Raw genomic sequence first — 22,673 nt, forward strand, 5'->3', positions numbered from 1 at the left:
CATCATCCCTCGGAAAGACTGCACATGCCCTCTTTTGACACCGTTTGCGAACCCAATCTGGTAGAAGTGAAAAACGCCGTGGAGAACACCTCCAAGGAAATCGGCACCCGTTTCGATTTCAAGGGCACCTCTGCCGGCATCGAGATCAAGGACAAGGAAATCACCCTGCTCGGCGATGCCGAGTTCCAGCTGCAGCAGGTCGAAGACATCCTGCGCAACAAGATGACCAAGCGCAACGTCGATGTCCGTTTCCTGGACATGGGCAAGGTCGAGAAAATCGGCGGCGACAAGGTCAAGCAGGTGGTCAAGGTGCGTAACGGCATCGAAACCGAACTGGCCAAGAAGATCCAGAAGCTGGTCAAGGAAAGCAAGCTCAAGCTGCAGGCCTCGATCCAGGGCGACAGCGTACGCGTTACCGGCGCCAAGCGCGATGACCTGCAGGCCGCCATGGCGCTGATCCGCAAGGACATCACCGACGTGCCGCTGTCCTTCGACAACTTCCGCGACTGATTCCGCTCTCTTCCATACAAAAAGCCCCGTGACGCCTTGGCAGCGTCACGGGGCTTTTTTGTCGTGACAGCGATTACTTCTTCTTGCTGCCCAGCTTGCCTTCCTTGCCGGCAAACAGATTGCTGATATTGCTGCGATGGCGCCAGATCAGCAGCAGGCTCATGGCGATGATCGCCAGCAGGATCGGACCCTGCACCGTCCACCAGCCATTGGTACCGGCCATGTAGAGCATCGGCGAGGCCAGTGCCGCCACCAGTGCCGCCAGAGAAGAATAGCGGAACACCAGCGCCACCAGGATCCAGATCGCCAGCAGGCCCAGCCCCAGCATCGGCTCAAAGGCCAGCATCACGCCGGCGGCGGTCGCCACGCCCTTGCCGCCCTTGAAACGGAAGAAGATCGGGTAGAGATGGCCGAGGAAGGCCGCCAGGCCGACCAGTGCCACGTCGGTGCCGTCCAGGCCCCATTGCGCACCGAAACGGCTCACGATGAACACCGGCAGCCAGCCCTTGAAGCCGTCGAGCAGCAGCGTCAGCGCCGCCGCCTTGCGGTTGCCGCTGCGCAGCACGTTGGTGGCGCCAGGGTTGCCGCTGCCATAACTGCGCGGATCATTCAGCCCCATCGCCTTGCTGACGAGTACGGCAAAGCTCAGGGAACCGATCAGGTAGGCCAGCACAATCGCCAGCACGCTTGCAAGATTCATGGGTCTTCCTTGTAGGTGGATGCAGGGCTCTATTCTGCCAAAGCACAGTCGACTGGCGTGGCCTGCAGCAGATCCACGCACACCTGCGGGTCGATGCCAAGCAGATAGCCACGCCGGCCACCGTTGATCAGGATGCGCGGCAGCTCCAGGATGCTGCGCTCGATATACACCGGCATGCTGCGTCGCGTGCCAAACGGCGAGGTGCCGCCCACCAGATAGCCGGTATGCCGCTGCGCGACCTCCACCGCGCACGGCTCCACCTGCTTGGCACCGATCTGGCGCGCCAGCTGCTTGGTAGAAACGCTGCGATTGCCATGCATCAGGATCACCAGCGGATGCTTGTCCTGATCCTGCATGATCAGCGTCTTGACGACACTGATCGGATCGGCCTGCAGCACCTCGGCACTGTGGCGCGCACCGCCATGCGGCACCCAGTCATACATGTGCTCTTCAAAGGCGATGCCATGGCGACGCAGGAGCTGCGTGGCGGGGGTTTCACTGACGTGGGATTTCTTGGCCATCAATACAGGTTTTGGACGGAGTCACGGACAAGGCTGTTTGTAACAGATTCTAGGGGACCAGAGGCAAGCTGCTTGACGTCTGGCTGACGACAGTCGGCAAAAAGCGCTGCCGCAGGAAGTCCGGCAAAGTGCCAAGTAATGCGCACAAGATACAAACAATTACGGTGAGCATCGGTGCTTTCCTACATCTGGACCTGTAACAGCTGCCTAGAATCGAGTCGTTGCCAAGCCATGGCAATTCTTATCAAGGAGATTTGAACATGAAGAAGACGCTTGCTTCCCTGACCGTTGCCGCTACCGCTGCTGGCCTGCTGGCTGGCTGTGCCGCTGACGGCACCAGCACCATGACCAGCACCCAGCGCAATACCGCCATCGGTACTGCCGTGGGCGCGCTGGCTGGCGCTGCCATCGGTCACCACCAGGACGGCACCGATACCCTGAAGGGCGCACTGATTGGTGCAGCCGTGGGCGGTACCGGTACCTACCTGTGGTCCAACCACATGGAAAAGCAGAAGCAGCAGATGCAGGCTGCCACTGCCGGCACTCCGGTTCAGGTCACCCAGACCGCAGACAACCGTCTGAAGATCAACGTGCCGGCTGACGCTGGCTTCGCGACCAGCTCTGCCACCCTGAACGCCAATATGTACCCGGTGCTGAACACCCTGGCCACCACGCTGAACCAGAACCCGGTGACCACCGTGAGCATCGTTGGCCACACCGACAGCACCGGCTCTGACGCCATCAACAACCCGCTGTCGCTGAACCGCGCCAACGCTGCCAAGAACTACCTGGTCAGCCGTGGCGTGGCGTCCAACCGCATCATGACCTCCGGCGCTGGTTCTACCCAGCCGGTGGCCAGCAACGCTACGGTTGACGGCCGCGCCCAGAACCGCCGCGTGGAAATCTACGTGGCTGAAGCCGCCCGCTGATCGCCCTGCCCGGCTCACCGGGCATGACCTCAGTCTGAAAGCCACCTTCGGGTGGCTTTCTGCATTTCCGGCCACCACACTGCGCTACCATCTAGCCCGTGACTACCTCTGCCTATACCCCTCTGCGCCCGTCCCTGCCCAGCAGCCAGCGCGTCCGCGATCTGGATTACCACCTGCTGCACTGGGGCCAGCCTGCCGCTGACCGCCCCTTGCTGGTACTGCTGCACGGCTGGATGGATGTGGCCGCCTCCTACCAGTTCCTGGTCGATGCCTTGCCTGCCAGCTACGCTGCTGCTGCCGCCGACTGGCGCGGCTTTGGCGGCACGCCAGTGCCACCGGGTACCGACCATTTCGTCTTTGCGGATTACCTGCTGGACCTGGACTACCTGCTGGAGCAGCTATCACCTGAGCAGCCAGTGGACCTGATCGGCCACAGCATGGGCGCCAATATCGCGCTGCAATACGCCGGCCTGCGCCCGCAGCGCATCCGCAAGCTGGTGAACCTGGAAGGCTTCGGCCTGCCCGCCACGCAGCCAGAGCAGGCGCCACAGCGCCTGATTGACTGGATGGATCATGTGCGCAAGCTGCGCCAGGGCGAGCTGCAGCTGCGCAGCTATCCGGATCTGGCCAGCGTGGCGCGCCGCCTGCAAAAGAACAACCCGCGCCTGCCCGATGACAAGGCGCTCTGGCTGGCCTCGCACTGGGCACAGCAGGCCGATGACGGTCGCTGGCATATCCGCGCCCATCCCGCGCACAAGGCACCGGGCTCGCAGCTCTACCATGCCGATGAAGCCGCCGCCGTGCTGCGCCGCATCACGGCCCCGACCCTGTGCATCACCGCCAGCGACGACAGCCTGGCCTCCTTCTGGGGCGATCGCTACACGTTTGCCGACTACCAGCAGCGCATGCAGGAGATTCCCGATGTACGCCACGCTGTCGTGCAGGACGCCGGCCACATGCTGCACCACGACCAGCCGGCTGCGCTGGCCCCCCTGATCGATGCCTTTCTGCAGGAGTAATGCACTGCCATGACGCCCATCACCTTTCTCTGGCATGACTACGAAACCTTCGGCATCGATGCACGCAAGGACCGCCCGGCCCAGTTCGCCGCTATCCGCACCGACGCCGAGCTGAATGCGATTGGCGAGCCGATCAACATCCTGTGCCAGCCGGCGCCTGACTACCTGCCCGACCCGGCCTCCTGCCTGATCACCGGCATCACGCCGCAGCAATGCCTGGAGCAGGGCCTGCCCGAAGTGCAGTTCGCGCAGCGCATCCATGCCGAGCTGTCCCAGCCTGGCACCATCGGCGTCGGCTACAACACGATCCGTTTTGACGACGAATTCACCCGCTTCCTGTTCTGGCGCAACCTGATCGATCCCTATGGCCGCGAATGGCAGAACGGCTGCAGCCGCTGGGACCTGCTCGATGTGGTGCGCATGACCTGGGCACTGCGCCCGCAAGGCATCCAGTGGCCGGAAGTGGATGGCAAGCCCAGCTTTCGCCTGGAAAACCTGACCGCTGCCAACGGCCTGGAGCACACCGCCGCGCACGATGCCCTGTCCGACGTACGTGCCACCATCGCGCTGGCCAGGCTGCTGCGCGAGCGCCAGCCCAAGCTGTTCGATTTCGCCCTGCGCCTGCGCAGCAAGCACGCCGTTGCCGAAGAACTCGGCTTCCCCGCCACGCAGCAACAGGCACGCCCGTTCCTGCACGTCAGCGGCATGATCCCGACCGAATACGGCTGCACCGCACTGATGTGGCCGCTGTGCAACCACCCGACCAACCGCAACGAGATCCTGGCCTGGGACCTGCGCCACGATCCGTCCGAACTGGCCGCGCTGGACGCTGACACCATCCGGCTGCGCCTATTCAGCCGTCGCGATGCCCTTCCCGAAGGCGTGCAGCGCCTGCCGATCAGCAGCATCCAGCTGAACCGCTCGCCCATGGTGGTACGCAGCTGGGGCGCGCTGTCCGACGAGCGCGCCGCCCAGTGGCAGATCGACAAGGAGCGCAGCCTGCAACACGCCGTCATCGCGCGTGACCTGCCCGACATGAGCGCAATCTGGGAACAGGTGCTGCAACGGCCGACCAGCAACGAATCAGTCGATGTCGATGCCGACCTGTACGGCGGTTTTCTCGGCGATGGCGACCGCCGCAAGCTCGAACAGCTACGCATCCTGCCTCCGACCCAGCTGGCGCAGGACCGCAGCCGCTTCCAGGACGAGCGGCTGGCCGAACTGCTGTTTCGCTACCGCGCGCGCAACTATCCGGACAGTCTGACGCCGGAAGAACAGGCGCAATGGCAGGAACACTGTGCCGCCCGCCTGCTCGACGGCCAGGATGGGGCCCGCTCCATCGACCAGCTGCTGGCCGAACTGGATCAGCTGCAGGAGCAGGACCTGGACGCACGTGGCGAAGCCATCCTGATGGCGCTGCACGACTACGCCGAACAGGTCGCCTCGTTCGACTGATTGACCACCCCAATGACAAGAGCCGCTGCACTTGCGTACAGCGGCTCTTGCTATTCAGGCGAATGTGAAATTACATGCGCTCGAACACGGCAGCAATACCCTGACCGCCACCGATACACATGGTGACCAGCGCGTAGCGGCCGCCCGTGCGGTGCAGTTCGTGAATCGCCTTCACCGTGATCACGGCACCGGTCGCACCGATCGGGTGCCCCAGGGAAATGCCGGAACCGTTCGGGTTAACCTTGGCCGGATCAGCGTTCAGGCCGCGCGTCACGGCGCAAGCCTGGGCCGCAAATGCCTCGTTCGCCTCGATCACGTCCATGTCGTTGATGGTCAGACCCAGCTTCTTCAGCACCAGGTTGGATGCCGGCACCGGGCCGATACCCATGATGCGCGGCTCCACGCCGGCGTGGGCGTAACCGACCAGACGGGCCAGCGGCTTGGCGCCACGGGCCTTGGCGGCTTCGCTGTCCATCAGCACCACGGCAGCAGCCGCGTCGTTGATGCCGGAAGCGTTAGCAGCGGTCACGGTGCCGTTCTCCTTCACGAACACCGGCTTCATCTTCTGGAAGTCCTCGATCGTGGCGCCGGTGCGGAAGTGCTCGTCCTTCTCGAACACCACGTCGCCCTTGCGGCCCTTGATCGTAACCGGCACGATCTGGTCCTTGAAGCGGCCTTCGGCCCAGGCCTTCTCGGCACGGTGGTGGCTTTCCAGCGCCAGTGCGTCCTGGTCTTCACGCGTGATGTTGAACTCCTTGGCCACGTTCTCGGCCGTCACACCCATGTGGATGCTCTGGAACGGATCGTTCAGGGCACCGACCATCATGTCGACCATCTTGGTGTCACCCATGCGGGCACCCCAGCGGGTAGCCAGGGCAGCGTACGGAGCGCGGCTCATGTTTTCGGCACCCGCGCCAATAGCCACATCGCAGTCACCCAGCAGGATGGACTGGCTGGCAGACACGATCGCCTGCAGGCCGGAACCGCACAGGCGGTTGACGTTGAAGGCCGGGGTTTCGATCGGGCAGCCACCGTTGACGGTTGCCACGCGGGACAGGTACATATCCTTGGGCTCGGTGTTCACCACGTGGCCGAACACCACATGACCCACATCCTTGCCTTCCACGTTGCCACGCGCCAGCGACTCGCGCACCACGAGGGCGGCCAGTTCGGTGGTGGGAACATCCTTCAGGCTGCCGCCGTAACCACCAATGGCAGTACGGACAGCGCTGACAACTACGACTTCACGCGACATGTTGATCTCCTAGCATGTTATTTGGATTCATCCGGACCCGGCGTACAGCTGCCAAAGGCCTCTTGCCAGAGGCAGCAGGCCCGGAAAGCCAAGAATGGCTCATGGCATCATATAGCTGAAATGTGACAGTCACAGCCGTACGGGTACCAGAAAAACCCTGTCCTGATTTTTCCGGACGATCCGCAACGCAAAAAGCCCTGTCGGCACGCGGGCGGACAGGGCTTCTGGCGCCGGCCGTTGTCTCCAACAGCCAAAGGGCAACTCAATAACGCTCAGGCACGTACATCGAATCCGGAATCGGATGACGCACATAATCCGGGTGGCGCGTACGCTCCGGCAGCACCACTTCCTCGCGCTCGATTTCCTGGTACGGCATGCTGTCCAGGATGTGACTGATACAGTTCAGGCGTGCCTTCTTCTTGTCCACCGCCTGCACCACCCACCACGGCGCCTCGGGAATATGCGTGCGCTCCAGCATCACTTCCTTGGCCTGGGTGTAGCGCTCCCAGCGCACCCGACTCTGCAGGTCCATCGGGCTCAGCTTCCATTGCTTCAGCGGATCGTGGATACGGCTCATGAAGCGGGCGTGCTGCTCCTCATCGGTGATAGAGAACCAGTACTTCAGCAGGCGGATGCCGGAACGCACCAGCATGCGCTCGAACTCCGGCACGCTACGGAAGAACTCCTCGTACTCCTCATCGGTACAGAAGCCCATCACATGCTCGACGCCGGCGCGGTTATACCAGCTGCGGTCAAACAGCACAATCTCGCCACCGGCCGGCAGATGCGACACATAGCGCTGGAAATACCACTGGGTACGCTCGCGGTCGTTCGGTGCCGGCAGTGCCGCCACGCGCACCACACGCGGGTTCAGGCGTTGCGTAATGCGCTTGATCACGCCACCCTTGCCTGCCGAGTCACGGCCTTCAAACACGATCACGACCTTTTCCTTGGTCGCCTGTACCCAGTCCTGCAACTTCACCAGCTCGGCCTGCAGGCGCAGCAGCTCGCGGAAATACAGCTTGCGATCCAGCGTGTCCTGGTCGGGCAGCAGGTCTCCGTCCAGCGTGTCCATGTCCTCCATTTCCAGCTCGAGAAACTCGTCGTAGCTGTCCATGGCCTCCTGGCTCATACGGTAGTACAGATCTCCCAGACCCTTGGGCAACTGGTCCTTGGCGCTCATCGTGTGTCCTTTCTTCTATGCGATGCCGTCAGCAAGCGGCAGTATCAGATCGCTATGGTGACAGAGGATTGCAAAAGAAATATGACAAATATATGTCACTCCATCGATATAACGAGCTCAACTCTGCTTAACGCAGTGGCATGGCCACTTTCAGGCCGGCACCCACATCGGTATTGTCACGCTCGCTGTCCAGCACCCAGGCGGTTGCTTGCAGTTGCAGGCCATTGTTGAACGTCTTGCCCCAGCCTGCCTCAAAGCCGCGCAGCGTGTCCTTGTTGGGATACGCCTGGTTGATCGCCTGGCTATGCGGGTTGACCTTGGCATAAATCAGCTTGCCGCTATAACGCTGACGATCCGGTGTCGACACCGTCAGCTTGCTGGTAATCGTCTGCGCATCACCGCCGTAGGAATAGGCCAGCGGGTAGCCCTGCTGGTAGAAGCCATCCTTGTAGAGGTGGTGGCGGTAGGTAATGTTGGTGTCACGGTCGAGCTCGGTCGTCGTGTCCGCACCTTCCACATACCAGTTCACATTGTTCTGGCCCCAAGCATAGCTGCCATCGATACCCAGCAGATAGGTATTCTTGGAGGGCAAATAACCGGCCTCATCCTCGCCGACGATCTGGCCATAGATGCTGATCGGCTCGCCAATCAGCGGCTGCAGCTTCAGGCGCGCATCAAAACCCGCCAGCTGGTTGCCAGGCTCATTGCTCTTGTCCGAACTTTCCTCATTGTCGCCCTTGCCCAGCAAGGCCTTGGAGTTCCCCCTATCTCACGGACGGTTGAGCGCTGAAGAATTCAGCGCGGTAACGGTGGTATTTTCTACCGGGGACTGCCCGGATTGTGCATTGATTTGCTCGAATTCGTTGGGAGCAAGGTAGCCCAGTGCGCTGTGCAACCGATGTGGGTTGTACCAGCCCTCTATCCAGGTAAACACGGCATGCCTGGCCTCGGTCTGGCTTTTCCAGCTTCTTCGGTTGACCAGTTCGCATTCCAGGCTGGCAAAGAAACTCTCGGCCATGGCGTTGTCGTAAGCATCCCCCACCGATCCCATGCTTGGGCGCACGCCCATTTCCTCGCAACGCTTGCCAAACACCGTGCTGGTGTATTGGCTGCCCTGATCGGAGTGGTGGATGACGCCCTGGGGCTTGCGCGTGAAGGCGGCCATCTCCAACGCCTGCACCACCAGATCGGCCGTCATGCGCGTGCCAAAGGCCCAACCCACTACTTTGCGGCTGTATACGTCGATGACTACCGCCAGATAGGCAAACCCGCTCCAGGTAGGCAGGTAGGTCATGTCTGCCACCCAAAGTTGGTTAGGAGCATCCGCCGCAAAGCGGCGATTGACCAGATCGCTGGCCAGCCCAGCCTCTCGATCACGGCGCGTTGTCACGCACCAGCCGCGCCGGCGGCTGACACCCTTCAGACTCGCCTGACGCATCAGGCGTTCGACGCGCTTCTTGTTGACGATCACCCCATCGCGCGCCAGTTGCGCGACCATGCGCGGCACGCCGTAGGTGGTATCGCTCATCTGATGGATGGCTTTGATGCGCAGCAGCAGCTCGGCATTGGCCTGATCGCGTGCACTGGGTCGGCGATTTAGCCAGTCGTGGTAACCACTGCTGGACACACCCAACACCCGGGCCATGGTGCGTATTGGGAGATCGGCCTGGTTCGCCTGCATCAGCGCGTAGACGGCGTGGACGTCTTCTCGCTTTGTCCGGCAAACCAGGCCGTAGCCTTTGCCAGGATGTCGCGCTCCGTTTGAAGACGCTTGACCTCCCGGCGCAAGCGGACGAGTTCCTCGCGCTCGGACGTTGTCAACACATCCTTGCCGGATAACGGCTTGCCAGCATCGGCTGCAGCGCGTGCAACCCAGTTGGCAATGCTCACCGCTGACACATCGAACTCACGTGCCAGCTCGGATTGGCTGCGACCGGAATGAAACAGCTCGACGATCTGCTGTTTGAATGCCTCGGGGTACGGGGGCTTGGTTTTTCCCATGGGGGCTCCTTTCTTCTCAGTGAAAGTGTCCGTCAAATGGGGGGAACTCCACCTTGCCCAGTGACTTCATGCTTTGCGGACGGCCTTGACCGCCCCACTGGATGGCGCGTGAAGCGCCCAGCTCCAGATATTCGGTCGGCGCTACAGACAGGCGCATGCCCAGCAGCTTGGCGTCCGGCACGGCACCGTACTGGGCCAGCTGGCCAGCAGTAATCTGGTACTGCCACGGACCTGCCCAGGACAACGAGGGCGTCTCAAACGGCGTCTGCTCGGCACGCTGCATGAGGAAGCCGGTGACCGGACGAGCACTGGTACCGCGAATCAGGCTGCCCTCATGGCCAGGGCCCCACCATTGCGGAATCTGGCCAAAGGCAATCCACTGGTTGCCCAACTTGCCCGCCGCGTACGAACCTGCCGCCGTGGCCTTGCTGCTGCGACCGGCACCATCGCCATCCACACCGTTCAGTTGCAGGCGCACATCCAGATCCGGATGCTGGTTGTACTGGCCAATCAGGCTCAGGCGATGCTGATCCGTCTCGGTCTGGCCAAAGCCCTGCGGCATGCGGGGATAGTCGGTACTAGTGGCGGCCTCGGCGCGCACGGCAGACTTCAGCTCCTGCACCTGCTTTTGCACGCGGGCCATGGTATCCCTGTCCAGCTGCGATTGCGGCTTCGCTGCTGCCAGCACACGGGTGATTTCTTCCTGCGACAAGGGCCAGGTCGACAGGTTGACCTGGATCACCTGACGGTTGCTCAGCCATTGCAAGTCTTCACGCAAGGCCTCATCGGGCAACAGAAGACCGCTGGCACCAGCGGCAGAAGCTCCCAGCAAGGCAAGCGCCATCAGGCCGGGTTTGGCGGCATGCTGGCGGAACAGCGTGGCAACAGAAGTCAGGGAAGAAGAAAAATGCATGGTGCCCTCGTGGGTCAATGGGGTGAAAGTCTGTTGGCACAGCTGAAAAATTTTCAAAAGTCTAGCTGTCTTTGGCTGCATTGTCATGACACAGCCACATGATTGACGCACTGGACGTGTATCAGCCGCCACACAGCTTACGGAAACCTGTTTCGTAACTGTCAAAAAAATAGGCTAGCGTCTTCTGTCAGGAAGAAACGCTAACCTATGGATTTGGCGGAGAGAGAGGGATTCGAACCCTCGATACAGGAGAACCTGTATGCCGGATTTCGAATCCGGTGCATTCGACCACTCTGCCACCTCTCCGTGACGATACAGCACGCTGCTCAGGTCAAGCTAATCATTTTACATCTGATCCCATCTTTCTGGAAGATGGCGCTGCAATTTCTGCAGCCTCTTCAGACCTGCGGGCGCAGCACCTCGACACCGCCCATGTAAGGACGTAGCACCTCCGGCACCACCACGCTGCCATCAGCCTGCTGGAAGTTTTCCAGCACTGCCACCAGGCAGCGCCCCACCGCCAGGCCGGAACCGTTGAGCGTATGCACCAGTTCGTTCTTGCCCTGTGCGTTCTTGAAACGGGCTTGCATGCGGCGCGCCTGGAAGGACTCGCAGTTGCTGACCGAAGAAATCTCGCGGTAGGTATTCTGCGCCGGCACCCAGACTTCCAGGTCATGCGTACGCGTGGCGCCAAAGCCCATGTCACCGGTACACAGCACGATCACGCGATACGGCAAGCCCAGCTTCTGCAGGATCGCTTCGGCATGGCCAGTCATTTCCTCGAGTGCCTCGTAGCTCTTCTCAGGATGCACGACCTGCACCATCTCGACCTTCTCGAACTGGTGCTGACGGATCAGGCCACGTACATCGCGACCGTGGCTGCCAGCTTCGGAGCGGAAGCACGGCGTCTGCGCGGCCAGCTTGATCGGCAGCTCCGATTCGGCCACGATGGTGTCGCGCACCAGGTTGGTCAGCGGCACTTCGCTGGTCGGGATCAGGTACAGCGGTGTGGTATCCGGCTCTTCCTCGGTTTCCTGACCGCCCTTGCGCGCTGCGAACAGGTCAGCCTCGAACTTGGGCAGCTGACCGGTACCGCGCAGGCTGTCGGCGTTGACGATATAGGGCGTGTAGCACTCGGTATAGCCATGCTCGCCGGTCTGCGTATCGAGCATGAACTGCGCCAGCGCACGATGCAGGCGTGCCACCGGCCCGCGCATGAAGGCAAAGCGCGAACCCGACAGCTTGGCGCCGGTTTCAAAGTCCAGACCCAGGCCAGCGCCGATATCGACATGGTCCTTGGCCTCGAAATCAAATTGCGGGATCGTGCCCCAGCGGCGCAACTCGACGTTGTCCTCTTCACTGGCACCCACCGGCACGCTCTCATGCGGCAGGTTGGGAATCCCCGGCAGCATGTCAGCCAGCTCGGTCTGGATCTGGTCCAGGCGCGCGGCACTCTGCTCCAGCTCCTGCTTGATCTGGCCCACTTGCGTCATCACGGCTTCAGCGCCGGCATGATCGCCCTGGCCCTTGAGCTGGCCAATCTGCTTGCTCAGGCTGTTGCGCTGCGACTGCAGCTCCTCGGTACGGGTCTGGATCGTCTTGCGCTCAGCTTCCAGCGCACGAAACGTCTCCACGTTCAGAAAAGGTTGTGGATTCTTGCGCGCTTGCAGGCGTGTCACGACTCTGTCCAGTTCCTTGCGCAGCAGGTTGATATCTAGCATGGCTTGTGATGTCCTCAGTTGACAGCCCAAGGCTGTCGGTTGTATTGAATGACGAAGGTTGATCAGCCTTCGGCGGGCAGTTTCAGGCCCTTGGGCAAGGGAAACTTCAGATTTTCCACGACGCCATCCATGCTGCGCACGGAGGTGGCACCATAAGCGCGGATCTGCTGCACCACCTGCTGCACCAGCACTTCCGGTGCAGATGCGCCCGCTGTCAGGCCCACCGTCTGCTTGCCCTCAAACCATTCTGCGCGCAGGTCGTCGGCGCTGTCCACCATATAGCCTGGCACTCCCAGGCGGCGTGCCAGCTCCGCCAGGCGGTTGCTGTTGCTGCTGGTCGGGCTGCCCACCACGATCACGATATCGGCCTGGCTGCTGAGCAGCTTCACGGCATCCTGACGGTTCTGTGTGGCGTAGCAGATATCCTGTTGTTTGGGTTCACGAATCTTCGGAAAGCGCTGCTTTACGGCCGCTGTGATCATGGCCGCATCATCCACGCTCAAGGTCGTCTGCGTCACCACAGCCAGCCTTTCGGTCTGGCTCGGCTGTACCCTGGCAACATCGTCGACATCCTCGACCAGGTGAATACCGGCATCCAGCTGCCCCATGGTGCCCTCGACCTCGGGATGGCCCTTGTGGCCAATCATGATGAACTCATAGCCTTCGCGCGCCAACTTGGCCACTTCGACGTGCACCTTGGTCACGAGCGGGCAAGTGGCGTCAAAAACCTGGAAGCCGCGACGCTGCGCCTCCAGCTGCACCGCCTTGCTCACGCCATGGGCACTGAACACCAGCGTGGCACCTGCTGGCACCTCATCCAGGTCCTCGATGAAAATCGCGCCACGCTCCTTGAGATCGTTCACCACGTAGGTGTTGTGCACGATTTCGTGGCGTACATAGATCGGCCTGCCAAATTTCAGCAAGGCACGTTCAACGATATCGATCGCGCGATCGACACCCGCACAAAAGCCGCGCGGCTCAGCCAGCACGATGCCCGCATGGGGGGCAGTCACCGGATTCTGCATGGTCAGATGATTCCTATGATCTGGACTTCAAACACCACCGGCTGCCCTGCCAGCGGATGGTTGAAATCAAACAGGATGGCCTCGTCGCCCAGTTCGGCCACGGTGCCGGCAAATACGCCCTGCGCATCCGGAGTGGGGAACTGCACCACTTCGCCTACAGCGTATTCTTCTTGCGGATCCCCCATCTCCGTCAGCACGCTGCGCTTCAGCCATTGCAGCATCTGTGGATTACGCTCGCCAAAAGCGATTCCGGCGGGGATCTGGAAAGTTTCATGCGCACCTTCCGGAAGGCCCAGCAGATAGGTCTCCACCGCCTCCGACAACTCGCCAGAGCCAATCGACAAGGTGGCAGGCTTGCCATCAAACGTGTTGATGATGACGCCTTGCGGACCCGACAAGCGGTAGTGGAGCGTCAGAAAGGAATGCGGCTGCACAACAGGCGTGCTGCCAGAGGTGGCTTCAGTCATGGGTCATCCGGTTTTTCGATAGCACCTATTGTAAATCCTGCGGCTGACAAGGGCAGGCAGCAGCACTTTCAGGACTACAATGCCAAGGAGAATAAATTAGTTCCTTTATCTTACAGACATGCAGCACATCCCAACAGAAGCGCGTCCTCGTGAAAAACTCCTGAATCAGGGAGCACAGGCCCTGTCCGATGCAGAGCTTCTGTCCCTGCTTCTGCGCACAGGCATTTCGGGTTGCAATGTCCTGTCCATGTCGCAGCTGCTGCTGGATCGTTGCGGCGGCCTGTCAGGATTGCTGCATGCACCGTCAGAGCAGCTGTCGACCATCAAGGGACTGGGTGGCCCAGCCAAGCGCGCACAACTGCTGGCAGTGATGGAGCTAGCCCGTCGAGGCATGGGAGAACAGTTGCGCAGCCGCCAGGCGCTGAACCACCCGACACTGGTGCGCGAGTACCTGCAGCTGCAGATAGCGCACAAGGCACACGAATGCTTTGGCGTGTTGTTTCTGGACAGCCAGCACCAGCTGATCGAGTACGAGATCCTGTTTCGGGGGACGCTGAACCAGACAAGCGTCTACCCGCGCGAGGTGGCGCTGCGGGCCTTGCACCACCATGCAGCCAGCGTGGTGCTCAGCCACAACCACCCCAGTGGGCACACCCAGCCGTCTGCGGCCGACGTGCAGCTCACGCGCCAGTTGATGCAGGCGCTCGGACTGCTGGACATCCGTGTACTGGACCACGTGATCGTCACGCAGGGCCGCTCGCTGTCGATGGCCGAGGAGGGCCTGATGCCGGCGGTCTGAGCGCAGCAGTGTCTAGACCAAAAAAAAGCGCTCCCAGAGAGGGAGCGCTTTCTTCGGCTTGTAAGTAGCCTGACGATGACCTACTTTCACACGGGAATCCGCACTATCATCGGCGCGGAGTCGTTTCACTGTCCTGTTCGGGATGGGAAGGAGTGGTTCCAACTCGCTATGGTCATCAGGCTTTAACGGGTTGCCGAGCTGCTTGCGCAACACGGCGAATTCATAGAGTCTTCATCAGCTTCTTTATCTTGATTGCGCCTGGCATAACATCCCTGGCCTTTGGCCAAAGTTATAGGGTCAAGCCGCACGAGCAATTAGTACTGGTCAGCTTAATGCATTGCTGCACTTCCACATCCAGCCTATCAACGTCCTGGTCTAGAACGACTCTTCAGGGGGGTCAAGCCCCCGGCAGATCTCATCTTGAAACGAGTTTCCCGCTTAGATGCTTTCAGCGGTTATCTCTTCCACACTTAGCTACCCTGCGATGCCACTGGCGTGACAACAGGTACACCAGAGGTGTGTCCACTCCGGTCCTCTCGTACTAGGAGCAGGCTTCCTCAAATCTGCAGCGCCCACGGAAGATAGGGACCAAACTGTCTCACGACGTTTTAAACCCAGCTCACGTACCTCTTTAAATGGCGAACAGCCATACCCTTGGGACCGACTACAGCCCCAGGATGAGATGAGCCGACATCGAGGTGCCAAACACCGCCGTCGATATGAACTCTTGGGCGGTATCAGCCTGTTATCCCCAGAGTACCTTTTATCCGTTGAGCGATGGCCCTTCCATACAGAACCACCGGATCACTATGTCCTGCTTTCGCATCTGCTCGACTTGTCAGTCTCGCAGTTAAGCACGCTTATGCCATTGCACTATCGTCACGATGTCCGACCGTAACTAGCGTACCTTCGAACTCCTCCGTTACACTTTTGGGAGGAGACCGCCCCAGTCAAACTGCCTACCATGCACTGTCCCCAGTCCCGATTCAGGGACCTAGGTTAGAACCTCAAACGCACCAGGGTGGTATTTCAACGTCGGCTCCAGCAGAACTAGCATCCTGCCTTCAAAGCCTCCCACCTATCCTACACAGATCCGTTCAAAGTCCAATACAAAGCTACAGTAAAGGTTCATGGGGTCTTTCCGTCTTTCCGCGGGGAGATTGCATCATCACAAACATTTCAACTTCGCTGAGTCTCTGGAGGAGACAGTGTGGCCATCGTTACGCCATTCGTGCAGGTCGGAACTTACCCGACAAGGAATTTCGCTACCTTAGGACCGTTATAGTTACGGCCGCCGTTTACTGGGACTTCGATCAAGAGCTTGCACCCCATCAATTAATCTTCCAGCACCGGGCAGGCGTCACACCCTATACGTCCACTTTCGTGTTTGCAGAGTGCTGTGTTTTTAATAAACAGTCGCAGCCACCAAATTTTTTGCAACCCGTTCATGCTCAGATGTTCTCATCACACTACTTGGGCACACCTTCTCCCGAAGTTACGGTGTCAATTTGCCGAGTTCCTTCTCCAGAGTTCTCTCAAGCGCCTTAGAATACTCATCTCGCGCACCAGTGTCGGTTTGCGGTACGGTCGTTGCAAGCTGAAGCTTAGTGGCTTTTCCTGGAACCCCGTTCAGTGACTTCGCGAACTTGTTCGCTCGATCGACAGCCTCGGTATATGAGCAGCGGATTTGCCTACTGCTCGCCTACTTCTGTCTAAACCGGGACTTCCAACACCCGGATCACCTATTAAGATTCGTCCCCACATCGCACTTGCAATCGGTACAGGAATATTGACCTGTTTCCCATCAGCTACGCATCTCTGCCTCGCCTTAGGGGCCGACTCACCCTACGCCGATGAACGTTGCGTAGGAAACCTTGCGCTTACGGCGAGCGGGCTTTTCACCCGCTTTAACGCTACTCATGTCAGCATTCGCACTTCTGATACCTCCAGCACGCTTCTCAACGCACCTTCACAGGCTTACAGAACGCTCTCCTACCACGCACAGTAAACTGTGCATCCGCAGCTTCGGTAACTGGCTTGAGCCCCGTTACATCTTCCGCGCAGGACGACTCGATCAGTGAGCTATTACGCTTTCTTTAAATGATGGCTGCTTCTAAGCCAACATCCTGACTGTCTTAGCCTTCCCACTTCGTTTCCCACTTAGCCAATTTTAGGGACCTTAGCTGGCGGTCTGGGTTGTTTCCCTCTTGAGTCCGGACGTTAGCACCCGGTGCTCTGTCTCCCAAGCTGTACTCTGCGGTATTCGGAGTTTGCCTTGGTTTGGTAAGTCGCCATGACCCCCTAGCCAAAACAGTGCTCTACCCCCGCAGGTAATACTTGAGGCACTACCTAAATAGTTTTCGGAGAGAACCAGCTATCTCCAAGTTTGTTTAGCCTTTCACCCCTATCCACAGCTCATCCGCTAATTTTGCAACATTAGTCGGTTCGGACCTCCAGTACCTGTTACGGCACCTTCATCCTGGCCATGGATAGATCACTTGGTTTCGGGTCTGCACCCAGCGACTGTTCGCCCTATTCGGACTCGATTTCTCTTCGGCTCCCCTATCCGGTTAACCTCGCCACTGAATGCAAGTCGCTGACCCATTATACAAAAGGTACGCAGTCACCCCTAAGGGCTCCTACTTTTTGTAAGCATGCGGTTTCAGGATCTATTTCACTCCCCTCCCGGGGTTCTTTTCGCCTTTCCCTCACGGTACTGGTTCACTATCGGTCGATGATGAGTATTTAGCCTTGGAGGATGGTCCCCCCATATTCAGACAGGATTTCACGTGTCCCGCCCTACTTGTTCGCAACTTAGTACCACATGGAAGTTTTCGCATACAGGGCTATCACCTGCTATGGCCGACCTTTCCAGATCGTTCTGCTAACAACCATGCTATCTTTGCCAGGCTCCTGCGATTTCGCTCGCCACTACTTTCGCAATCTCGGTTGATGTCTTTTCCTCGAGCTACTTAGATGTTTCAGTTCACTCGGTTCGCCTCCGTACCCTATGTATTCAGATACGGATACCCTTGCGGGTGGGTTTCCCCATTCAGAAATCCCGGGATCAAAGCTCATTTGCCAGCTCCCCCAGGCTTATCGCAGGCTATCACGTCTTTCTTCGCCTATCATCGCCAAGGCATCCACCACATGCTCTTAGTCACTTGACCCTATAACTTTGACGTCTCCGAAGAAACACAAAGCCATCAAGGACTGTTTGTCAGGTCTTGCACCTGACGCGTTATGCCGTAATGTGAATGATTCTTCAGATATCTCTATCTTGAGAACGATTCGTCATTACTCGAATTGAACAAAGTTCATATTCGTTTTGACGCAATCAAAATTTCGTCATCAAGGGCACGGTTGCACTCGCGTGCATTTCCCCTGACAACGCTGATTTCGACTCTATGAATTGTTAATGAACAGCCTAGTTAATACCCACAAAGGGTATCAACAACAAAGCACCCTGTCGCCAGGACGCTTTGGTGTTGACTTCGTTGACCACCAAGAGATGGTGGAGGATGACGGGATCGAACCGACGACCCCCTGCTTGCAAAGCAGGTGCTCTCCCAGCTGAGCTAATCCCCCACGTAACCTTCTCACGGCCACTGTATCGGATATGGTGGGTCTGGTTGGATTCGAACCAACGACCCCCGCCTTATCAAGACGGTGCTCTAACCAACTGAGCTACAGACCCAGAAAGCGCTTACCTTCCGTAGACGGTCCCATCTCCAACAACCGATAAGTGTGGGCGTTCACGACTCTCGTCGCGTATTCCAGAAAGGAGGTGATCCAGCCGCACCTTCCGATACGGCTACCTTGTTACGACTTCACCCCAGTCGCGAACCCTGCCGTGGTGATCGCCCTCCTTACGGTTAGGCTAACCACTTCTGGCAGAACCCGCTCCCATGGTGTGACGGGCGGTGTGTACAGACCCGGGAACGTATTCACCGTGACATTCTGATCCACGATTACTAGCGATTCCGACTTCACGCAGTCGAGTTGCAGACTGCGATCCGGACTACGACCGGCTTTACGGGATTGGCTCCCCCTCGCGGGTTGGCTACCCTTTGTACCGGCCATTGTATGACGTGTGTAGCCCCACCTATAAGGGCCATGAGGACTTGACGTCATCCCCACCTTCCTCCGGTTTGTCACCGGCAGTCCCATTAGAGTGCCCTTTCGTAGCAACTAATGGCAAGGGTTGCGCTCGTTGCGGGACTTAACCCAACATCTCACGACACGAGCTGACGACAGCCATGCAGCACCTGTGTGCAGGTTCCCTTTCGGGCACGAATCCATCTCTGGAAACTTCCTGCCATGTCAAAGGTGGGTAAGGTTTTTCGCGTTGCATCGAATTAAACCACATCATCCACCGCTTGTGCGGGTCCCCGTCAATTCCTTTGAGTTTCAACCTTGCGGCCGTACTCCCCAGGCGGTCAACTTCACGCGTTAGCTTCGTTACTGAGAAAGCAAATTCCCAACAACCAGTTGACATCGTTTAGGGCGTGGACTACCAGGGTATCTAATCCTGTTTGCTCCCCACGCTTTCGTGCATGAGCGTCAGTGCAGGCCCAGGGGATTGCCTTCGCCATCGGTGTTCCTCCGCATATCTACGCATTTCACTGCTACACGCGGAATTCCATCCCCCTCTGCCGCACTCCAGCCTTGCAGTCACAAAGGCAGTTCCCAGGTTGAGCCCGGGGATTTCACCTCTGTCTTACAAAACCGCCTGCGCACGCTTTACGCCCAGTAATTCCGATTAACGCTTGCACCCTACGTATTACCGCGGCTGCTGGCACGTAGTTAGCCGGTGCTTATTCTTACAGTACCGTCATGGGCCTCCTGTATTAGAAGAAGCCTTTTCGTTCTGTACAAAAGCAGTTTACAACCCGAAGGCCTTCGTCCTGCACGCGGCATTGCTGGATCAGCTTGCGCCCATTGTCCAAAATTCCCCACTGCTGCCTCCCGTAGGAGTCTGGGCCGTGTCTCAGTCCCAGTGTGGCTGGTCGTCCTCTCAGACCAGCTACAGATCGCAGGCTTGGTAGGCTCTTACCCCACCAACTACCTAATCTGATATCAGCCGCTCCAGTAGCGCGAGGCCCGAAGGTCCCCCGCTTTCAACCTCAGTTCTCATGCGGTATTAGCCACTCTTTCGAGTAGTTATCCCCCACTACTGGGCACGTTCCGATACATTACTCACCCGTTCGCCACTCGTCAGCGGGCCGAAGCCCCTGTTACCGTTCGACTTGCATGTGTAAAGCATGCCGCCAGCGTTCAATCTGAGCCAGGATCAAACTCTTCAGTTCGATCTTGAATTACTCATTAAAAGAATTGAAGTGAACTTCACTTCTATCTTCATGAGTGTTTGCCAGTCTTGCGACCGGACTTTTTATAAAATTCCAGTTCGCAACGAGTGCCACCCCTAAAGGCAGCTACCGCAAACACCCACGCTTATCGGCTGTAAATTCTTAATGATCAGGGAAGTCTTTCAACCTCCAAACTCCGCCGCGATCAGCGAAGCCCTCTACTATAACACGATTTTTGAAGCTGTCAAGGAATTTTTCAAATTCTTTTTCAACCCCCGCCTGGATCAGCGCCTCAGCCCCTCAACCAGACCGCCTGTGCGGCGAAGACGTGAACTATAACAGATTTTCAGGGTTTTCACCAGTCGGCCGCAAAAAAAATGAAAAAAGTGCGCCTAGCCTCCTCCTTGCCGGGTTGCGACCTCTGGGAGACAAGAGGCCTGACTCAGTTCACATGCAGGCTATCAGGCCTTATTCGCCCATGACGATGCCTTCGCGTCGCGGGTCGGCACCGCCGAAGTAGCCACCCGGCGTGCGCATGATGGCCTGCAGGCCGCTGGTCATGGGCATTTCACGTATCTCCGCACCGTGTGTACGCAGGGCATTGACCGTTGCCGCCGGGAAACGACCCTGCTCCAGCAGCGTGGGACCATTGGTGGAGCCAAAATTGGGCAAGGCAATCGCCTGCTGGGTATCCAGCCCCCAGTGCAGGGTGCCATAGAGAATCTTGCTGACGTAATGGATGATGAGAGAGCCTCCCGGGCTGCCAGCAGTCATCAGCAAGGGGCCACGGCTGCCGTCGGCCTGCTGGCGATAGATCAGGATGGGCGCCATGCTGGAGCGCGGACGTTTGCCCGGTTGTACCCGGTTGGCTACGGCACGGCCTTGTGCATCTACCGGGGTAAAACTGAAATCAGTGAGCTGGTTGTTGAGCAGGAAGCCACCTGCCAGCCCCTGGCCGCGATTGACCATGAGACGGGAGCCGAACTGATCCTCGATGCTGCTGGTCATGGACAGCGCCCTGCCCTGGGCATCGATGATGCTGATGTGGCTGGTGCCGTATTCCAATTGGGGCGGCATATTGGCATGCGCCAGACGGATGCTGCCGGGCCGACCGGGTTGCGCCGCCTGCATCGAGGCACCTTCTGGCGCGATCAGGCTGGCACGCTGGCGCAGGTAGGCGGGATCGAACATGCTGAGCCAGCTGTTGCCGGGCGCGGACACAAAGTCCGGATCCGCCACATACTGGGCACGATCGGCAAAAGCAAGCCTGGAGGCTTCTGTATAGAGATGCAGCCAGGACGCTGAGGGCACGCCTTGCTGCAGTGGCAGTTGCGCGGCGCGCGTGTGATCAAGGATACCGAGGATCTGGCCGATGGCCAGGGTACCGGAGCTGGGTGGTGGCATGCCGCAGATGACGTAGCCATGCTGCTGCGCCTGGTAGTTGAAACAGAGCGGATCGCGCTGCAATGGCTGGTACTGTGCCAGATCCTGCAGGCTGAGCTGGCCGGGGTTGCCGGGATGCTGTTGCACCTTGTCGACCACGGCACGGGCCCAGGGGCCTTGCTGCAGCGCGCTGGCGCCCTGGCTGGCTAGGGCCCGCAACACGGCGGCGTATTCCGGATTGCGCAGCAGGTGGCCGACTGGCAGCGGCTGGCCACCGGCATCGTAGAAATAGCGTGCTGCCACGGCATCGTTGCTTGCCAGGTAGCGCTCACTGGACAACAGGGTGTGCAGGCGCGGAGAAATGGCGAAGCCCAGCTCGGCGAGGCGTATGGCCGGATCGAACAGGCGCGACCAGGGCAGGACACCGTGCTGGCGATGGGCCTGCTCGAGCATGGGCAACAGGCCAGGGACACCGACCGAGCGGCCACCGACGACCGCCTCATGGAAGGCCATGGGCTGGCCGTCGGCCTTGAGGAACAGGGAGTCTGTGGCAGCAGCGGGAGCGGTTTCGCGGCCATCCCAGGCCTGCAGCTGCTGGCCGTTGTCATAGAGAAGGAAGGCCCCACCGCCGATGCCGCTGGATTGCGGCTCGACCAGGCCGAGCACCAGCTGGACGGCAATGGCGGCATCGAGTGCGCTGCCACCGGCTTGCAGGATGTCGTAGCCGGCCCGGGTGGCGATTGGATTGGCTGCGGCTACGGCAAAGCGGCTGGTGGACCAGCCGGGCTTGCTGGTGTAGCCACTGGCCGCTTCCGGCGACTGCCGTGCCGCCACGCTGGTGCCGGGTGCGGACGCGTCAGGCGTGGCGCAGCCGGCGATCAGCAGCGCCGCCAGCCAGATCGGCAGGCGCACTGTGCGATCGATACGAACCAGACGGGTGCGCAAGGGCATCAGGCCGGCTATTCGGCCCCGATGTCTTCGGGATCCTTCTCGGGCCAGTCGCGGATGTAGGCCTTGAGCATCTTATTTTCGAAGTTCTGGCTTTCGACCACGGTCTTGGCGACGTCATAGAAGCTGATGACGCCGTGCATGGTGCGGCCGTCCATGACCGGGATGTACCGCGCATGGTGATCGAGCATGATGCGGCGGACTTCGTCGAGGTCGGTGTTGAGCGTGCAGGTGATCGGGTGATCATCCATGGCCTTGCGCACCAGCGTGGTGCCCAGATTGCCGCCATTGGCATGCAGCTGGATATTGATTTCGCGGAAGGTCAGCATGCCGACCAGGTCTCCGTGCTCCATGACGGCGAGGGAGCCAATGTCCTTCTCGACCACGGTGGCCAGGGCCTTGAGCAGGGTATCGTCGGGATGGATGGTGTACAGGGTGTTGCCCTTGACACGGAGGATGTCGCTGACCTTCATGCTTGCCTCTTGCTGGTTGCGTTGGAATACCTCTGACAGGTCGTCACAATATAGCCCAGCTT

Annotated in this window: 17 protein-coding genes, 3 tRNA genes and 3 rRNA genes; 5 read left to right on the top strand and 18 right to left on the bottom strand. The window is 59.4% G+C overall.

Features of this window, described 5'->3' with window-relative positions:
* The first annotated feature begins 24 nt into the window (after positions 1–24).
* Entirely contained in the window at positions 25–510 is a 486-nt protein-coding gene (locus ACI3EV_RS08365) for a YajQ family cyclic di-GMP-binding protein (protein WP_329771019.1), read from the top strand.
* Between the two features lie 73 nt (positions 511–583).
* Here the strand turns inward: ACI3EV_RS08365 and plsY are convergent, their stop codons facing one another.
* A complete protein-coding gene (plsY, locus tag ACI3EV_RS08370; RefSeq protein WP_329771020.1) occupies positions 584–1,210 on the bottom strand; it encodes a glycerol-3-phosphate 1-O-acyltransferase PlsY in 627 nt (208 codons plus the stop codon).
* A 29-nt stretch (positions 1,211–1,239) separates the two neighbouring features.
* Positions 1,240–1,731, bottom strand: coding sequence for an aminoacyl-tRNA deacylase (locus ACI3EV_RS08375; RefSeq protein ID WP_329771022.1), 492 nt, complete (start codon positions 1,729–1,731; stop codon positions 1,240–1,242).
* Between the two features lie 260 nt (positions 1,732–1,991).
* On the opposite strand from ACI3EV_RS08375, the gene ACI3EV_RS08380 reads away from it, so the two are divergent.
* The 3 genes from ACI3EV_RS08380 to sbcB all read left to right on the top strand — a co-directional run bounded on the left by ACI3EV_RS08380 (position 1,992) and on the right by sbcB (position 5,134).
* Positions 1,992–2,660, top strand: a complete 669-nt coding sequence (locus ACI3EV_RS08380; RefSeq protein ID WP_337691873.1) for an OmpA family protein — start codon at positions 1,992–1,994, stop codon at positions 2,658–2,660.
* Positions 2,661–2,758: 98 nt separating this feature from the next.
* Positions 2,759–3,679 (top strand): alpha/beta hydrolase, encoded by a 921-nt coding sequence (locus ACI3EV_RS08385; RefSeq protein ID WP_329771024.1) that lies wholly within the window; start codon positions 2,759–2,761, stop codon positions 3,677–3,679.
* A gap of 9 nt (positions 3,680–3,688) precedes the next feature.
* The gene (sbcB, locus tag ACI3EV_RS08390; protein WP_337691872.1) at positions 3,689–5,134 is read left to right on the top strand and encodes an exodeoxyribonuclease I; all 1,446 of its coding nucleotides are present in this window, start codon (positions 3,689–3,691) and stop codon (positions 5,132–5,134) included.
* Between the two features lie 70 nt (positions 5,135–5,204).
* Here sbcB and bktB read toward each other — a convergent pair whose 3' ends face one another.
* From bktB to ACI3EV_RS08435, 9 genes are all read right to left on the bottom strand, one after another.
* Positions 5,205–6,389 (bottom strand): beta-ketothiolase BktB, encoded by a 1,185-nt coding sequence (gene bktB / locus ACI3EV_RS08395; RefSeq protein WP_329771026.1) that lies wholly within the window; start codon positions 6,387–6,389, stop codon positions 5,205–5,207.
* A gap of 262 nt (positions 6,390–6,651) precedes the next feature.
* Positions 6,652–7,521: a polyphosphate kinase 2 gene (gene ppk2, locus ACI3EV_RS08400; protein WP_405198064.1), complete on the bottom strand. Its 870-nt coding sequence runs from the start codon at positions 7,519–7,521 to the stop codon at positions 6,652–6,654.
* A 178-nt stretch (positions 7,522–7,699) separates the two neighbouring features.
* Entirely contained in the window at positions 7,700–8,320 is a 621-nt protein-coding gene (locus tag ACI3EV_RS08405) for a capsule assembly Wzi family protein (protein WP_337691871.1), read from the bottom strand.
* 21 nt (positions 8,321–8,341) lie between these two features.
* A protein-coding gene (locus ACI3EV_RS08410) for an IS3 family transposase (protein ID WP_405197982.1) occupies positions 8,342–9,573 on the bottom strand; the annotation gives its coding sequence in 2 pieces (ribosomal slippage) (positions 8,342–9,306 and positions 9,306–9,573; 1,233 coding nt in all).
* 16 nt (positions 9,574–9,589) lie between these two features.
* Complete coding sequence (locus tag ACI3EV_RS08415; protein ID WP_405197983.1) at positions 9,590–10,486, bottom strand: capsule assembly Wzi family protein; 897 nt, start codon at positions 10,484–10,486, stop codon at positions 9,590–9,592.
* A gap of 214 nt (positions 10,487–10,700) precedes the next feature.
* Positions 10,701–10,792, bottom strand: a tRNA-Ser gene (locus ACI3EV_RS08420).
* Positions 10,793–10,884: 92 nt separating this feature from the next.
* Positions 10,885–12,207 (bottom strand): serine--tRNA ligase, encoded by a 1,323-nt coding sequence (gene serS / locus ACI3EV_RS08425; protein WP_337692083.1) that lies wholly within the window; start codon positions 12,205–12,207, stop codon positions 10,885–10,887.
* A 62-nt stretch (positions 12,208–12,269) separates the two neighbouring features.
* The gene (ispH, locus tag ACI3EV_RS08430) at positions 12,270–13,232 is read right to left on the bottom strand and encodes a 4-hydroxy-3-methylbut-2-enyl diphosphate reductase (RefSeq protein ID WP_337692084.1); all 963 of its coding nucleotides are present in this window, start codon (positions 13,230–13,232) and stop codon (positions 12,270–12,272) included.
* Positions 13,233–13,234: 2 nt separating this feature from the next.
* Positions 13,235–13,699, bottom strand: a complete 465-nt coding sequence (locus ACI3EV_RS08435) for an FKBP-type peptidyl-prolyl cis-trans isomerase (RefSeq protein WP_329771033.1) — start codon at positions 13,697–13,699, stop codon at positions 13,235–13,237.
* Between the two features lie 118 nt (positions 13,700–13,817).
* Between ACI3EV_RS08435 and radC the strand changes: the two genes are divergently transcribed.
* Entirely contained in the window at positions 13,818–14,498 is a 681-nt protein-coding gene (gene radC / locus ACI3EV_RS08440; RefSeq protein ID WP_329771035.1) for a DNA repair protein RadC, read from the top strand.
* 67 nt (positions 14,499–14,565) lie between these two features.
* Here the strand turns inward: radC and rrf are convergent.
* From rrf to ACI3EV_RS08475, 7 genes are all read right to left on the bottom strand, one after another.
* Positions 14,566–14,678: ribosomal RNA gene (gene rrf / locus ACI3EV_RS08445) — 5S ribosomal RNA — on the bottom strand.
* 113 nt (positions 14,679–14,791) lie between these two features.
* Positions 14,792–17,668: ribosomal RNA gene (locus ACI3EV_RS08450) — 23S ribosomal RNA — on the bottom strand.
* A 342-nt stretch (positions 17,669–18,010) separates the two neighbouring features.
* A tRNA-Ala gene (locus ACI3EV_RS08455) sits at positions 18,011–18,086 on the bottom strand.
* 32 nt (positions 18,087–18,118) lie between these two features.
* Positions 18,119–18,195 (bottom strand) — tRNA-Ile (locus tag ACI3EV_RS08460).
* A gap of 83 nt (positions 18,196–18,278) precedes the next feature.
* A 16S ribosomal RNA gene (locus ACI3EV_RS08465) occupies positions 18,279–19,807 on the bottom strand.
* Together the 16S, 23S and 5S rRNA genes with 2 tRNA genes alongside form the textbook arrangement of a ribosomal RNA operon.
* Positions 19,808–20,275: 468 nt before the next feature.
* Entirely contained in the window at positions 20,276–22,141 is a 1,866-nt protein-coding gene (locus ACI3EV_RS08470; protein WP_329771036.1) for a gamma-glutamyltransferase family protein, read from the bottom strand.
* 8 nt (positions 22,142–22,149) lie between these two features.
* A complete protein-coding gene (locus ACI3EV_RS08475; protein WP_329771038.1) occupies positions 22,150–22,611 on the bottom strand; it encodes a CBS domain-containing protein in 462 nt (153 codons plus the stop codon).
* Between the last annotated feature and the right edge of the window lie 62 nt (positions 22,612–22,673).

Source organism: Allobrachymonas wangyanguii (assembly GCF_045055315.1).
Taxonomy (GTDB): domain Bacteria; phylum Pseudomonadota; class Gammaproteobacteria; order Burkholderiales; family Burkholderiaceae_C; genus Brachymonas; species Brachymonas wangyanguii.